Raw genomic sequence first — 15432 nt, 5'->3', positions numbered from 1 at the left:
AGGCGCCACTTGATGTATATATAGTTTACAGATAAACGAGATGAATTACAACCTTTTAGAATAAACCTACTGCTTTTCCATCTTCATTTACATCCATTTGTAGTGCTGCTGGCTGTTTTGGAAGGCCTGGCATTGTTAACATTGTTCCTGTTAACGCAACAATAAACCCTGCACCAATAGATGGTTTTAACTCACGAATTGTAACGATAAAGTCAGATGGGCGACCTAATTTCGTTGCATCGTCAGAAAGAGAATATTGTGTTTTCGCCATACAAACTGGTAGGTTACTCCAACCTTCTCCTTCATATTGAGCTAATTGCTTACGTGCTTTCGGAGCAAATTCAATATCTTTTGCGCCGTACACCTTTTGAGCAATCGTACGAATTTTTTCTTCTAATGGTAATTCTAATTCATAAAGTGGTGCGTAGTTGTTCTCACCTTTTTCAATTTCTTTTAACACTTTCTCAGCAAGGTCAACTCCGCCTTGGCCACCTTTCTCCCAAACTTCTGTTAAGGATACTGCATAGCCACGCTCATTACACCACTCTTGTAAGTATGCAACTTCTGCATCTGTATCTGTAATGAATTTATTAATTGCAATTACGAAAGGCACACCGAAGCTTTGAATTGTTTCAACATGCTTCTGTAAGTTTTCCATACCTTTTGCTAGTGCATCTACATTTTCTTCTTTTAATTGGTCTTTTGCTACGCCGCCATGCATTTTAAGCGCGCGAATAGTCGCAACAATAACAACTGCTTCTGGTTTAATGCCAGCTGCACGAGCTTTAATATCTAAAAACTTCTCAGCACCTAAATCTGCACCAAATCCAGCTTCTGTAATAACATAATCACCTAATTTTGCTGCCACTGTTGTAGCGATAACACTGTTACAGCCGTGAGCAATATTCGCAAATGGTCCGCCGTGAATGATAGCAGGTGTATTTTCTAACGTTTGTACTAAGTTTGGTTTTAATGCGTCTTTTAGTAGTAATGTTAACGCACCTTCTACACCTAAATCTTTAACCGTTACAGGTTGATTTGCAAAGTTGTAAGCAACAACAATGCGAGATAGACGTGCTTTTAAATCTTGAATATCTGTTGCAAGGCAGAATACGGCCATAATTTCAGATGCTACTGTAATATCGAAACCGTCTTCACGTGGTACACCTTGAACTGGTCCACCAAGACCAATTACTACGTTACGTAGGGCACGATCATTTAAGTCAACACAGCGTTTCCAAACGATTTTGCGCGTATCAATTCCAAGTGTGTTTCCTTGTTGGATATGATTATCAATAAACGCCGCTAACGCGTTATTAGCAGTTGTGATCGCATGGATATCTCCAGTAAAGTGAAGGTTAATGTCTTCCATAGGTACTACCTGTGAAAAACCACCACCTGCTGCTCCGCCTTTTAGTCCCATCGTTGGTCCAAGAGATGGTTCGCGAAGTGCAATTACTGTTTTCTTACCAATTTTATTAAAAGCTTGACCTAAACCAACTGTTACTGTTGATTTACCTTCTCCAGCTGGAGTTGGGTTAATCGCTGTTACTAAAACAACTTTACCGTCTTTCTCGTTCTGTAAGCGCTTAAAAATGTCAAGAGATAACTTACCTTTATAATGCCCGTATGGCTCTAATTCATCTTCTAAAATATTTAATTCAGCTGCAATTTCTTGAATCTTCTTCATACTCGCTTCTTGTGCGATTTCAATGTCGGATTTAACTGTTGTAGTAGTTGTCATATACCCTAGTCCCCCTTTAATTGGTTCTGATGATATTGTATCAGTTTTTTGTATTTTCTGCACTTATTTACCTCCTAAAAATTCTTTCATTTCTTTATGCGTTTTTTAACATAAATACCCATAAGAATGTTAACGATTGTTGTAATTCGATAGGTAGTTGACCTAGCATCTTCTCATTTACTCCGCGCTTATATACACCGATGCCATCTACCACTTCAAAACCTTGTTCTTTCGCTAACTGTTCAAATTCCCACGGCATCATCGTATTACAAACAACGTCTTTGCCGTATAAACGAGGATAACTGTTCTCTCGAGGCTTGGCTGTCGGTCCTAAAATTGCAATACATGCATACCCATCGCTTTTTAAAACGCGCTTTATCTCATTTAATGCTCGTAATGGCTCCTCGGTCCATTCTAAAGAGTTAATTGCCATAATTGATTCAAATTGCTCATTTTCAAATGGTAAGGAAGAAAGATCTCCTTTTATAAAAGATAAATTCGGTCCTTCTCCGCGCTCCTTCCCTTTTTGAATCATTACTTCTGATAAATCTACTCCAACTGCTTTATAGCCCGCTCGACTTAATTTATATGTACCGTATCCATCCCCACAACCAACATCAAGCACCTGAGCTTCTTTCTTCACATACTGTTCAAAAAATGGAATAATTGTACTTCTGCTCCCGCTGTCCCACATCTCCTGACTATTCTGAGTCCAAAATTCTGCACTACTATCCCATTTTTTCTCTGCTGATTCATGCCAATTAAATTTCGTCATACATTCCCCTGCCTTCACGTTTTATCACTCATTTCATTCTACATCATTTTCCAAAATTCCTGTTTATCTTCATTAGGAGATGTACAAGCTAATAATGGAATCTTTATTCTCCAATTTTTGCTTTACTTGGGTTTAACTCATACTCATGTTCTTCTCTTTATGTAAGATACTATAGGTACACCCAATTGAAAGAGAGGGATGTACATGCGAAGAAAGAGAAATCATCATTTTAAAAGTGGTGAAAAAAACGAAGAGTATGCAGCTGAAATATCACCAGCTGGCATTCCGATTAGACATAAGCGTAAAGAAATTGCAAATGAAATAGAAGGTACAAATACCGGTGCAATGGTAGGCTATGTCGCTTTATTTCTTTCGCTTTTCTCAATTGCATTTTATCCGGTTACACTCGGCTCTCTTGCGATTTTAGTCGGCTTATTAGCTGTCAATTTCGGAGCAAGAACACTTGGATATACTGCAATTGGTTTTGGAAGTTTTTCTGTTTTATTTACTTTACTCTATCCGCTTGCTTTGTCAGCGTTTTAAAAAAAACACACCAAGTTATACTTGGTGTGTTCATTCGTGATACAACATAATATGACCGCATCCACAGCAATGTTTCGCTGTAATTTCTTGAAACACTGGATAATTCTCTTCATCCCGATGCTCAATAAACACCTTTTCAAATCGATACATATTTTGTGCATATGCCCAATCTTGTTTCGTACGTGCATACAAAGTGGAGGAAAAAAACTCCTCACCACCGCAAACGATACATGTATTCTTCATTACTACCCCTCCTATGCTTGTCTTACTTCATCTATATGAACATAAGCATAAGAAAAAGACCTTCTATTGCTAGAAAGTCTTCTCTGAAACAAAAAGAAATGTACCAAACATTCCTACTCCGCTATATTCTTTCGTAACATCAGCTTCAGTTTTAAATGTTTGCTTTACAGTCATAAAGAATACACCATTTCGTGCATCTGTACTTTCAAATTTTAATTTTTCTTTTTTACCATCTACATTTTGTGTGCATTCAAAACTACTCTCATCACATTTCAATGCATACTTATCCTCTACATACACTTTAAAATCTGATTCTTTCGGACAAGTAATAAGTAAAATCGCCACGAGAATAATACTTACAATACCCACAATTGTATAATATTTCTTCATTTGTACTCCTTTCAAATGACAAGAAAACTTGACTTCATGCGCCAAGTTTTCTTAGTCCACAACCCATTGCCATTCTTGTTCTTTCTTATCAAAAATGAGCCAACCTGTCTCTGTTGCTTCTTCTTTCAATTCATCGATATTATCTAGTACCTCATCCGTACTTTCATACGAACCAACTACATATACCGGAATTTCAAGACCCCTTCTTGACTCAATTTTCCCTGCTAGATCAATATAAAGACCATCTTCCATTAATGGAATAAGCCCCATGATCAATTCTTTCGAAATTGCTGGGAAAATTTTTGATTTTTGGAACAAAGAAAAACGTTTCTTACCGAAAGCACCGAGTTTATAAGGAATGACTTTACTTAACATTCCTACAAAGTCAGCAATTCTACGATAATACACTTTGTTGTACCATCCGTCATCATGTGAAAAATAAACAAATCTATTTTTCAATAGCGGAAAGAATGTTCTTGCAAGTGGTTCTTTTTTGTGAGCCAAATATAAAAGCTCTGCAATTTCTTTTGGCTCTAGTTCATCTAAATCGCTTGCATCATCAAAATCTACCCAACAAAATTCATCAAATTCATCAATCTCTGCTTGAATTAACTTATGTATATTTTCTTCCTCAACATATTCAAATAAAGTATGATAGTGAAAATCTGTCCATTCAAAGTTGTGCTTCAAAAGCAACACTTGATGAAGCGGTGAAGGGATGTTACTTGCAAACTCTTTAAACGTAATTCCTGATGTAATAAAACAATGACCCCGACGATTACCATTAATATATATCATATTCTTTACTTGGTCAGATCCTCCAGACAAAGCACCTAGCCACCTTCGTTTTATATGTTTCAATTCTATAGCATATTTTAACATGAAAAATTTTAGAAACATAGAAAAAAATTCAAAAACTATTTACAATTTCATGTGTTTTATTACATAGTGATTACAAGAAAAAACACCTGCTCGTGAGCAGGCGTTTTTAAAGGATTTCATCTGGGTTTTGAGGATGATGATTTCCCTCTTTCTTTTCATCTTTTTGGAACATCGATTGAATCTTATCAATTGTTTGTGGAGCTAATTCAATCATTTTTTCTGCTAAATGTGTCGCATTTTGTAGATGTAGAATATTTACTCCATCTTTATTCACCACAAGAAATGCTACTGGTGTAATAGAAACACCACCTGCGCTACCGCCACCAAATGCAGGGTTACCGTTCGCTCTTTGTCCATCATTCGTTTGGAAATCAGAACCTCCTGCTCCAAACCCGAACGCTACTTTAGAAACCGTTAACACCACACCACCGTCAGCCGTTTGAACAGGCTCTCCAACAATCGTATTTACATCGACCATTTCTTTTAAATTTTCCATTGCCGCTTTCATTAATCCTTGAATTGGATGATCCACCGTTCATAACCTCCTTTGTCATATCTTTCCTAGTTTTTCCGAAAGTTGGTGAACTAAACATAAAATTTTATATTGATTTCAAAAATATTTTTATAATCTCCGCAAGAATAAAAAAACGCCCTTGAATTGTAAGGATGTCTCTAACAATTCAAGGGCACTTCAAATTTGATATTTTGTGTTTTTCCATGCAAGATAATTAAGTAAATAAAAATTCATTACATAATTAGATTAGATTGGAAGTGTCTATTTGATAGTATATACTGTACAACCACTTCACATTTATAGAAAAATGCAAGAAGAAGGTTTTTATCAGGGAAATGAGAAATATGTTTGGCCTCATTTCAAATCTCCATATGCATGGATGATGGAACAGATGAAAGAGAGAATACCTAATTATGATGGTCGAACTTACCCTGTATGGTTTTGGAATAAAAGGCCTGATCAAAACCGCCCAGCACTTTTATCTAAAGGTCAAAAAGGCGTCATTCTTACATTAGACATACCAGATGAAGATATTCTTTGGTCTTGTTTTAATACTTGGCACTCTATTTTAAATAATGGTCCTATAGCTAAATCGGAGGAAGAATGGAATCAATTTGAAACAGAAGGTTTTCCAAAAGATAAAATATTAGCTACCTGGCCCAGAATTTTTGACTTTGATTGGTTACAAAGCCTAGATAAGGATTGGATAGAATTTGATCCCGATTGGGTACAAGGTGTAACACCTCGTATAGAAATGAAACATATAATTAAAGCTAAACGATTCATTGCTAAATAAAGTAGAGAGCTATAGCTTTCTACTTTTTGATTTTATATATAAAATCACGGATATGAAGAATGAAAATAAGTAAGATATAAAAGTGTAAATCTGCGCACCCTTACATGCATTGAACAATTTATTAGATTTGAAAAATTGTTGCACCTAACCTTTTTAGGACACACTTCATATTAAATGACCTTTTTTATTTTTTCTCCTACTTAATGTTCTCACTTCAAAGTCATAATTACCTGTCTTTCAACAAAACCAAACTCTTCATATATCTCTTTTGCAAAATTTCCAGCAAATACATTCAAACGAATTTCTGAATACTTCTCCTTCAATTCCTTAATACCAGCTTCCATCAGTTCTCTCGATAATCCTTTCCCGCGATATTCTGGGAAAACGTACAATTCATATATAAATCCAAGTTTTTCACGAGAAAAATAGTCTGTATTTTCCCCTATTAATATCCATCCCATTACTTTATTTTCTTCTTTAATAATTAAATAAAATGCTCCTTTTTCTACAATCGGCTTTGTAATTTCAATCGCTTTCTCGGTACTTAATTGACAATTTCCTCTCGTGCCTTCAAAAAGCGCTTGAGCTGCATATCTTAATATTTCATTTGTATCTTCTTGATTTGCCTTAATTATCATTTTTCACAACTCCCCGACATTAATATCGCTTGTTCAAGTTCCTCCGACTCAATTACAATTGCCATCAATCCCTTTTCCGTACTCGTTTCATGAAATTCGCCCTTCTCCCAAAACACAGCCTGTCCCGCTTTCATCTTCACTTTTTCTTTATCTGCTCCACATACATATCCTTCTCCGTCCACAATAAGAAGCAGTTGCGATACAACTGCTTCATGATATCCGATTATTCCATTCTCTTGTAAATGCATAGCACCGATATGTACATTTCCTTTATGATTTAATATTTTCGACATTATGAAATTTGATTGAAATGCTGAGATTTACTTTCCTACTTTTTCACCAAAATCAAAAATTTGCATTACGGGTCCTCCTTATACGTATAAAACCATCCTTACTGTCTGCATCATATGTCCATCAAAATCTTCTTCAAATTCCTCTAATTGTGCAAAACCTTTCGCTTCATAAAAACGTTTTCCTTTTTCATTCGCTGCTTCTACATGAATGTATAGTTTCCGAAGTCCTTTTAATTCCGTTAACCCTTTTTTTAATAAAGCACTTCCTACCCCTTTCCCTTGCTGATCTGGTAACAAATAAATTGCTCCTAATTCTGCTTCGTTTTGCAGTCTAACTGGAGAGAAATTCGCAAAGCCAATTACTTCTCCCTCTTCTTCCGCAACGAATAAATGTGTATTTTCGAGACGATATTTCATTTTTTCATCCGAATAGGCCTCGTCTAAAAAACTGTCTTGAATCTCTCTCGGAATAATGCCTTCGTATGTATCATGCCAAGCTATTTTCGCTACGGATTGTACAGCATGAATATCTTCTTGCTTCATCTCTCTAATTACATATGTCATCTCGTTGTCCCCATTCTCTTTAAATTATATTCTGCTAATATACTAGAAGAAATGGCAGAACCATTTTCATAATTCACCTTAATTAATTTTAATTTCTCAATTGAAGCTATTGCGTAATCAAATTTTTCATATATATATTCCATTACACTTAAAAACTGATTTGCATGTAACCTATTTGCAATCGTGCAATGCGGAACCCATTTTCCAGGCACATAATATGAATTTAAATTATCATGAAAAATTTTAAAATAATCATGATAAGAATGATGAAACCTTATCAATTCATCGGTAATGGTCGGTGCTAGAAAAATCGTTCCATTAGTAGGGAAAATTCCAACAGAAGGAAAAGTTACCCCAGCCATATTCTCTTGAACAGCTACAAACTCCTCTAGTTTCTTAGTATATAAATTAACATCTAACGCATTGTAATCAGCCAATGTAATATGAGGTTCGACTCCTGCTAATTGATTTGTGCCAATGATATTTGTTATTTCATTTTGCAATTCTATAATTTTATTAGTAAACACACGATCAAATGTAGCAATCATAACATACATGATTTCTCACCCCTTCGTTACACATAGCGCTTCCCATTCTTCACGAATCATTCCCATTCGAATAGAATCATAGTACGTTCCGTTATAGTATCGGCATTTGCGCATTCTACCTTCTAAAGTCATTCCTATTTTCTCCGCTACTTTCATCATTCGTTCATTACCAGACCAAGTCGTGATTCCTACCCTACCAATTTCCATCTTTTCAAATAGTAAATCTCGATATAGAGTTAAAGCTTCTGTACCGTAGCCACCATTCCAGTAATTTGGATTGTAAATAACAAGCCCCATCTCCAACCAACGCGTCGGTTTATATTCCCAATAAAACCCGACTGTCCCTATAATTTGACCGTTATGTTCTATAATTAAATTGGATAGAGGTTCTTCTTTTAAACGGGTTTGCATCCCCTCTTTATAAGACGGGTATTCTTGCATTGAAAACGGAAAATACGGTGCATCCCATTTTTTCCATTCTGGATTTTCTTCTTTAAATACAAGATCCCATAATGTTTTTATATCTGATTCTTTAATTGTACGAATTGTAACTTTATTCCCTTTTAATATTACGTTTTGCATAATTCCCTCCTACAATCCTCTTTATTTCATATATAATTATAATATTTTTTCAGAAAAATCAAAACTAATATCATTTATTATATTGTATAATTTTGTTATAAGGTATCAATTAAGGTACGTCACCATTACTTAGTTAATAAAAAATAGGAGGTTACATCCCTCCTATTTCACCTTTTCTATCTCGACTAAAATCCCTTTCTCTATCCAACCTTCTACTCCATCTTTTTTTATTAAATCATATCCTGAACAGCTGTTATCAACGAGAGAAACCATGTCCCCTTTTCTTACACTTATTTGTGCACAAGAAATATCGGTTTTCACTGTGTATTCACCTGAATCAAGTTGCCTAATATATTCATTTTTCACAGAGAGTAATTTATTCGTTTCTCTTTGCTTACATACCGTATAATCTTTCATCTTCTCCATAGGCTCTATGTAATAATACGGATATGTCACCCCGCCCTGCATTTCTGAGTTCGCATTAAAATCTGCTATTACTTCATACTCTGGAAAATAGTCTACATATGTATAGGAAAACGTATCACTTGCACTTTCCCTCTGAATGATAAATGCGTTTAATTGTCCTGCTTCTTTAATCGCATTTCCGCCGTCAATCGCAATAATCTTTTTCTCCTCATCAATAACTGGATTGTTAGACGGTGCTTCATCAGAATAGTTCACAACAGGCCAATGACCTACAACTACATACTTATTTGCGCTATGTGTTTTATTGAAAAACTCCGGCATTGCTATCGCATTTTTTCGTTCTGTTTCTTTCCAATCCTCTCTATCTTCAAGGCCAGCATGTACAAAGATATAATCTTCTGTTTCAATCGCTGTTGGTAATTCTGTTAGCCACTGTATTTCTTTTGAAAAATGGCTCATCAATATGTTTTTCACTTCACAAATATCACTTGCTTCATTAACGGTAACGTTCAATTTCGCTAACCATTCATTAAAAATTGTATTCTTCCGCGTACATAAATAATGTATTAGCGCAGGATTTTCATTTACTAGTGCTTCAACTATAACTTCACAATTCCCTTCGACTACATAAACGTTTGGCTTGCTAACTACCAAATCCATCACATAGTCTACGACGCCAACGCTATTTCTTCCTTTCTCACATAGATCACCATTAATAATTAAATAATCTTCTTCTTTAAAATTAACTTTATGTAATAATTCCTTAAAAAGATCTAATTCTCCATGAATATCAGAAATATTGATGACTCTTACATCATTTGGTATAGATAATTTCTTTATTTTTTCCAAGTATAAACGCTCCTAACATTCTCCAAATTCAACATTGCCTTGTTAAGTTCTAATATTCGACAAATTATATTACTAGACCTGTTCCTAGCTCCAATCCGTAAAAGAAAGTAGGTTCCATATATTTTTACACACGGAACCTACTTCGTATTATAACTCTTTATAAAAAGAATAACTTACCTTACTATAGCCCTCTCTTTCATAAAAACGATGTGCATCCATTCTTGGAAACGCAGATGTAAGAACGATAGAACTGCACCCTTTTTCTCCCCCCCCATTTTTCTACATATGACAGCAGAACCTTACCATATCCTTTTGATCTGTGAGCTTCCGCAGTTACAAGATCATATACGAAAATATGTTTCTCATTATAAAAATTCGTACAAATCGCTACACCAGCTAGACTAACAGCTTCATCCTCTTCATTACGTAGCGAAAATAGTTTATAGTTTTCTTCTTGCATTTTTTGAAATAAAGAACTTGCTTCTTCTTTTGAAAGTTTCGTTCGTAACTGCTGTAGTACGGGAAATACATCATGTAAATCCGCTTCTGTTACTACTGCTTTAATATTCATTATAATTCTCCCCTTACTATTTATATAATTTTCTAAATGTTATATCATCATTATAGATAGCAACTGCCCTTAACTTAAGTGACAGTTTTATTCTTTTTTATAAGGCCAGTATAAAAAGGAGCGTATACAAATGGATCTGACTATCCCATTGCAATTACAAAGTAAAATACCCCTTTACTTACAAATTTACGAATATATGAAACGAGAAATCTCTCATGGATCAATACGTGCCGGTACACGCCTTCCTTCTCACCGAAATTTAGCTATGCAACTTAATGTGAGCCGTATTACAGTTGAATCTGCTTATCAACAATTACTAGCTGAAGGTTATGTAGAAAGCAAACCGAAACGCGGGATTTTTGTTGCAGAAGTTGATATTGATGTCATTCAAGCGAAACATCAAATTGCGTCAAACAGTGCTAACGATAAAGAAAAAGAACAATATGATTATGATTGTAGTCAAGGACTTATTGATCAAAAAGCTTTTCCGATAACAAGCTGGAAAAGAGCATTACACGAAACTTTATTTCAGTACGAAAATGAATTATTTGCTAAAGAAGATCCACAAGGTGAGCTCGTTCTACGAGAACATATTTCAAAGTATTTATATCATGCTCGTGGGGTACATTCTTCACCTGATCAAATTATTATCGGAGCAGGTACGCAGCCTCTTCTTTGGTTACTACTTCAACTACTTGGTCCAAAAAAAGAATACGGAATCGAAAATCCTGGATTTCACCGTATCCCTGCTATGATTCAAAGTTCTGGCCTTCCCGTTCACCCTATCCCTTTAGATGATAAAGGGATTCATATTTCCGCTTTACGTGAATCGGGTTCCAATGTAGCATATGTCACTCCTTCTCACCAATTTCCACTTGGAATCATTATGCCGTTATCTAGAAGACTCGAGTTATTAAAATGGGCGAATGATTGTAACGGATATATTATTGAAGATGATTACGATGGGGAATTTCGTTATATAGGAAAACCCATTCCTTCTTTACAAGGGTTAGATTCAAATGAACGTGTTATTTATATGGGAACTTTCTCGAAATCTTTTTTACCTTCTTTACGAATGGGATATATCGTTTTACCACCTCATCTTTTAAGAGCCTATAAAGAACTTGGTGGTATGTTTAAACAAACAGTTTCTACGCTGCAACAACTTACCTTTGCCACCTTTATTCAAAATGGTGACTGGGAACGCCATATTAACAGAAGTCGTACGTTATATAAAAGAAAACACCTTTCTTTAATTAAATCTATTACAAACGAAATGGGAAATAACATTCATATACTCGGTGAACAATCCGGACTTCATATTGTACTTCACGTTCATAATGAGATGAATGAACAAGAACTTATTCATGCAGCCGCTAAACAACGCATTAAGTTATATCCTCTTTCCACATACGATTCTGTTCATAATGCACGGGAAGAGTCGTATATATTGCTCGGTTTTGGCAGTATTCCAGAGGATTGTATCGAAACTGTTGTCAAATTACTGAAAAAGGCCTGGTTCCCTAAATAAGAATAGCTCCACGTAAGTTATACTTACGTGGAGCTATTTTCATTCACTATTTTTCTGATCTCGCTGCCCTTCCCGGACGTTTGACACCAGTTGTTTCTGTTGAATAGGAAGCTTCAATGATAGCAGTTGGATCTACAGAGAGAACGAGATCTTTCATTTTCGGATAAATGAAACGGTTTGTAATACAATAAATAATTCTCTTTTCTTCTCCTAAAAAACCACCTTCTCCATGTAGATACGTAACAGATAATTGCAATTCTTTCATAAGTAGATCGCCTATTTCTTTATTTTTACCAGAAATAATCATAACGCTCTTTCCTTGATTAATACCATCTAATATGAAATCAATCATCTTCGTAACAATATAGAAAATTGCTAATGAGAACATCGCTTGTTCAATTGAAAATAAAATGGCAACAAAAATGAAAATAACAGCATTTACAGCAAGTAAAAATGTACTAATCGGCACTTTAAAATGTTTATTCATCCAAACAGCTAACATTTCTGATCCATCAATTGCTCCGCCCATTTTTACTACAATCCCTACACCAACACCAAATAGAACTCCTCCATAAAGAACAATTAACAATTCAGAAGTTGTAATCGCTGGAAATGGTTTTAAATAAATCAATCCGAGTGTTGTAACAACATTTGCATAGGATGTACGGATAAAGAACTTCTTCCCCATTACTTTTGCAGTAAATAATAAAATCGGGATATTAATTCCTAAGAACACTCCATACAGTGGCAACCCTGCAACTTTATTCGCCATAATAGCAATGGCCGTTACCCCGCCATCTACTAATCCATTAGGTGCTAAAATAAGTTCTAATGAACCAGCTACAATAATTGACCCAATTGTTAATAATACGTATTCAAATAATCTTTTCATTCATTACCCCCAAAACTTATATATTTTCTTAGTATTATTTTAACGTAATTTTACTACTAATTCAAAGATATGAGTTTATATACACAAAAGTTTCACCTTTACAGTGATTTTTTATGTAATTTATTTAAAAAACACACTTACGTATTACAGTAAGTGTGCTCCAAACATTTATTTAAGTTTTAAATATGAATTCATCCGCATTTTAAATATTTCATCAACTGCCCTATTATATCCACCAGCATTTCTAAGAGACTCACCAACTTTACGACTATTTGCTTTAAATGTCACATCCTCCATTACTTGTTTTACAGTCTCACGTAACAATTCAGAAGTTAATTCTTTACGATTAATCCTTATTCCCCCCCCTACTTCAGTCACTCGTTTCGCAACTAAAGGCTGATCTCCTGTTACCGGAATTACAACTAACGGGACACCGTAATATAGTGCTTCACTCGAACTATTCATACCACCGTGTGTCACGAATACGTCAGCATGCTGTAAGACTTCTAATTGCGGCACGTAATTATATAACTTAAAGTTATTCGGAATGTTTTCAAATTGATTTATATTTATCTTCTTACCAACAACTAATACGACTGTCGCTTCTACATCTTTAAACGCTTCAAAACATTTTTCATATAGCTCCGGTTGTTCATTAAAAACTGTTCCCATAGAAACGAAAATCAATTTTTCATCTTTTAAATCTTCCATAGGAAAGCTGTCTACTTCTTTTCGAGTAGCAATTGATGGGCCGACAAACTTATACGATTCATCGAATACATCTGAACGCGGCTGGTATTCTTTTGAAGTATATACGATAGTAATATCACCAGGATGATTCATAATATCATACATACTATTACATTTCATTCCATACTGCCTATTCCATTTTTCCATTCCCGCTAAACAAGATTGATATAATGGATTCGTTTCATCTACTTGTCTTGATTCTTGCTCATCATTAAAAGTAATGTACTGATTAAAAGCAAATGTTGTACAAGAAGAAACGCTAGGTAATTTTAAAACATTAGCTATAATACGTCCTACGGGAAAATGATTATCGTATATCAAATAATCGTATTTTTCCCCTTTTGTCTCTTCTACAATTTGAGTCACAATACGCTCTGATGCTTCAATCATATGAGATAGCATCGTCAAAGGACTCCCACCTTCATTTACTCGTTCCATAATATTAATTTGAGAGAGAAAATTCTCAAACACTCGGAATTCTGCACCTGTTTCTTCAATCTTCTTTCTATAATCTTCAATACAATACGAAACAACTGTCTCCCCTCGCCGAATTAACTCACTTACAATAGCTAAAGTCGGATTAATATGACCTTCTCCAGGGAAATTTATTACGAGTACATTTGCCATCATATTCTCTCCTATCTAATATAATTAATAATTAATTATATTAATTAATTTAAAACTATTATAAAGGAATCTATTCTACTTCTTCATATATTTCTCTTCATTTTATTATTGAGAAATATTTTTCAAAACCTACATTATAATCCTCATAAAAGTACGCTAAACTCTTCATTTACTGAAAAATACAAGATTTACATTCAGGCATTTTTACAGGTGTATCATCAAAAACATTATTTTGATAATTCATACAAAACTAGAAAAATATAATTTCCACATCAATTTCTCACAATAGATTTATTTAAGTTCTATGTTGTCCTCATCATTATCCACTTGGAACATATTCTGTTATATAATGAATTTATAGAATTTATAGAATAAAGGAGTACCTTCGTGCTACAACAACTATTCACTTCACCTATTTTATCTGTTCAAACTTTACATCCAGGTTATGAAGACCATGCAAGCGATGTGTTTCTTGTTAAAACAGTAGCTGAAGAGGTTATCGTTCGTTCCTCAAAAATGACTGAAGAACCAAACAATGATTTTTGGTGGGGATGCAAAAACCTTTTTGGAATTGATCCAAGGAGCGTCCATCATTTAGAAACTGTACATACATTGCTGCAAGAACGTACTAATCTACCCATACCAACAATATTAGAAAAACATATTTTAAATGGCCGTGAATTCGTTGTAGCCGAAAAGTTAATAGGTAACACAATTCACTCTTTTATCGGACAATCTGATTCCATTTTATTCTGCCTTGGAAAAGGACTAGCAGAAATTCATTCGTTTCAAGCAGAGTTTATCGGAAACCCATCAAGTACTTTCCAAGTTCCACTAGAAAAATTTAAGTCTCACATATTAAAAGTCAGTAAAGAACTTGTAAATAGGTTTTATTCCGATAATGCGAGCATCCGTAACGCATTTCCTACTTTTGAGTCACAGCTTTCTTCCTTGCCAACACCAAGGGAATCTACGCTCATTTTAATTGATATGGACCCTACTCAGTTTTTATCAGATGGCGCAACTATTACGGGCTTAGTAGATACAGAAGCCTATGCAGTTGCTCCTCGGGAATTTGATTTTATCGGCTTAGAATATGTATTTACAGAAAAAGAGGCTCATGCTTTTAAACAAGGTTACGAAACTATTATGCCTATTCCTCATCTTGAAGAATGTAGGCCCCCCTATCGATATTTGTACCGATTATTATCTGTTCAAGGCAGTGTGGAGTTACAAAAGTGGCTAAGTCATCCATCCTATTTTTAAATAAGAAT

General features: G+C 34.7%; 18 protein-coding genes and 1 pseudogene. 4 read left to right on the top strand and 15 right to left on the bottom strand.

Features of this window, described 5'->3' with window-relative positions; genetic code table 11:
- Positions 1 to 55: 55 nt before the first annotated feature.
- Both KZZ19_RS10260 and KZZ19_RS10255 read right to left on the bottom strand, forming a co-directional pair.
- On the bottom strand, positions 56 to 1744 hold the full coding sequence (locus KZZ19_RS10260) for a formate--tetrahydrofolate ligase (RefSeq protein ID WP_265413071.1): 1689 nt from the start codon (positions 1742 to 1744) through the stop codon (positions 56 to 58).
- 94 nt (positions 1745 to 1838) lie between these two features.
- Positions 1839 to 2519, bottom strand: coding sequence for a class I SAM-dependent methyltransferase (locus tag KZZ19_RS10255; RefSeq protein ID WP_071721661.1), 681 nt, complete (start codon positions 2517 to 2519; stop codon positions 1839 to 1841).
- 204 nt (positions 2520 to 2723) lie between these two features.
- Here KZZ19_RS10255 and KZZ19_RS10250 point away from each other — a divergent pair, with 204 nt between their 5' ends.
- The gene (locus KZZ19_RS10250; RefSeq protein ID WP_001253201.1) at positions 2724 to 3062 is read left to right on the top strand and encodes a hypothetical protein; all 339 of its coding nucleotides are present in this window, start codon (positions 2724 to 2726) and stop codon (positions 3060 to 3062) included.
- Between the two features lie 30 nt (positions 3063 to 3092).
- On the opposite strand, the gene KZZ19_RS10245 is transcribed toward KZZ19_RS10250, so the two are convergent.
- The 4 genes from KZZ19_RS10245 to ytfJ all read right to left on the bottom strand — a co-directional run bounded on the left by KZZ19_RS10245 (position 3093) and on the right by ytfJ (position 5109).
- Entirely contained in the window at positions 3093 to 3305 is a 213-nt protein-coding gene (locus tag KZZ19_RS10245; protein WP_000798748.1) for a hypothetical protein, read from the bottom strand.
- A 69-nt stretch (positions 3306 to 3374) separates the two neighbouring features.
- Complete coding sequence (locus tag KZZ19_RS10240; RefSeq protein WP_061678611.1) at positions 3375 to 3695, bottom strand: hypothetical protein; 321 nt, start codon at positions 3693 to 3695, stop codon at positions 3375 to 3377.
- 51 nt (positions 3696 to 3746) lie between these two features.
- Entirely contained in the window at positions 3747 to 4523 is a 777-nt protein-coding gene (locus KZZ19_RS10235) for a hypothetical protein (protein ID WP_061678612.1), read from the bottom strand.
- A 160-nt stretch (positions 4524 to 4683) separates the two neighbouring features.
- Positions 4684 to 5109, bottom strand: coding sequence for a GerW family sporulation protein (gene ytfJ, locus KZZ19_RS10230; protein WP_000349987.1), 426 nt, complete (start codon positions 5107 to 5109; stop codon positions 4684 to 4686).
- A gap of 247 nt (positions 5110 to 5356) precedes the next feature.
- Here ytfJ and KZZ19_RS10225 point away from each other — a divergent pair, with 247 nt between their 5' ends.
- The gene (locus KZZ19_RS10225; protein ID WP_237980989.1) at positions 5357 to 5887 is read left to right on the top strand and encodes a DUF3841 domain-containing protein; all 531 of its coding nucleotides are present in this window, start codon (positions 5357 to 5359) and stop codon (positions 5885 to 5887) included.
- 209 nt (positions 5888 to 6096) lie between these two features.
- Here the strand turns inward: KZZ19_RS10225 and KZZ19_RS10220 are convergent, their stop codons facing one another.
- From KZZ19_RS10220 to KZZ19_RS10190, 7 genes and pseudogenes are all read right to left on the bottom strand, one after another.
- The gene (locus KZZ19_RS10220) at positions 6097 to 6525 is read right to left on the bottom strand and encodes a GNAT family N-acetyltransferase (RefSeq protein WP_237980988.1); all 429 of its coding nucleotides are present in this window, start codon (positions 6523 to 6525) and stop codon (positions 6097 to 6099) included.
- Positions 6522 to 6845, bottom strand: coding sequence for a cupin domain-containing protein (locus KZZ19_RS10215; protein WP_237981139.1), 324 nt, complete (start codon positions 6843 to 6845; stop codon positions 6522 to 6524). The genes KZZ19_RS10220 and KZZ19_RS10215 overlap by 4 nt, the downstream gene beginning before the upstream one ends.
- Positions 6846 to 6896: 51 nt before the next feature.
- On the bottom strand, positions 6897 to 7382 hold the full coding sequence (locus tag KZZ19_RS10210; RefSeq protein ID WP_237980987.1) for a GNAT family N-acetyltransferase: 486 nt from the start codon (positions 7380 to 7382) through the stop codon (positions 6897 to 6899).
- Positions 7379 to 7939: a 2'-5' RNA ligase family protein gene (locus tag KZZ19_RS10205; RefSeq protein ID WP_237980986.1), complete on the bottom strand. Its 561-nt coding sequence runs from the start codon at positions 7937 to 7939 to the stop codon at positions 7379 to 7381. Before KZZ19_RS10205 ends, KZZ19_RS10210 begins: the two co-directional genes overlap by 4 nt.
- Before the next feature lie 6 nt (positions 7940 to 7945).
- Positions 7946 to 8512, bottom strand: coding sequence for a GNAT family N-acetyltransferase (locus KZZ19_RS10200; RefSeq protein WP_237980985.1), 567 nt, complete (start codon positions 8510 to 8512; stop codon positions 7946 to 7948).
- A 162-nt stretch (positions 8513 to 8674) separates the two neighbouring features.
- Positions 8675 to 9787 (bottom strand): metallophosphoesterase, encoded by a 1113-nt coding sequence (locus KZZ19_RS10195; RefSeq protein WP_237980984.1) that lies wholly within the window; start codon positions 9785 to 9787, stop codon positions 8675 to 8677.
- 147 nt (positions 9788 to 9934) lie between these two features.
- Positions 9935 to 10358 (bottom strand): annotated as a pseudogene (locus KZZ19_RS10190) (GNAT family N-acetyltransferase).
- A 130-nt stretch (positions 10359 to 10488) separates the two neighbouring features.
- Here KZZ19_RS10190 and KZZ19_RS10185 point away from each other — a divergent pair.
- Positions 10489 to 11889: a PLP-dependent aminotransferase family protein gene (locus KZZ19_RS10185; protein ID WP_237980983.1), complete on the top strand. Its 1401-nt coding sequence runs from the start codon at positions 10489 to 10491 to the stop codon at positions 11887 to 11889.
- A gap of 46 nt (positions 11890 to 11935) precedes the next feature.
- Here KZZ19_RS10185 and KZZ19_RS10180 read toward each other — a convergent pair whose 3' ends face one another.
- Together KZZ19_RS10180 and KZZ19_RS10175 are read right to left on the bottom strand one after the other, a co-directional pair.
- The gene (locus tag KZZ19_RS10180) at positions 11936 to 12781 is read right to left on the bottom strand and encodes a YitT family protein (protein ID WP_088096170.1); all 846 of its coding nucleotides are present in this window, start codon (positions 12779 to 12781) and stop codon (positions 11936 to 11938) included.
- A 168-nt stretch (positions 12782 to 12949) separates the two neighbouring features.
- The gene (locus KZZ19_RS10175) at positions 12950 to 14158 is read right to left on the bottom strand and encodes a macrolide family glycosyltransferase (RefSeq protein WP_237980982.1); all 1209 of its coding nucleotides are present in this window, start codon (positions 14156 to 14158) and stop codon (positions 12950 to 12952) included.
- Positions 14159 to 14545: 387 nt separating this feature from the next.
- Here KZZ19_RS10175 and KZZ19_RS10170 point away from each other — a divergent pair, with 387 nt between their 5' ends.
- On the top strand, positions 14546 to 15424 hold the full coding sequence (locus KZZ19_RS10170) for a nitrate reductase (protein WP_088096168.1): 879 nt from the start codon (positions 14546 to 14548) through the stop codon (positions 15422 to 15424).
- Positions 15425 to 15432: the final 8 nt, after the last annotated feature.

The organism is Bacillus thuringiensis, from assembly GCF_022095615.2.
Taxonomy (GTDB): Bacteria; Bacillota; Bacilli; order Bacillales; family Bacillaceae_G; genus Bacillus_A; species Bacillus_A cereus_AG.
The sequence above is the reverse complement of the archived record's forward strand: the minus strand, read 5'-3'. Positions and strand labels throughout refer to the sequence as shown.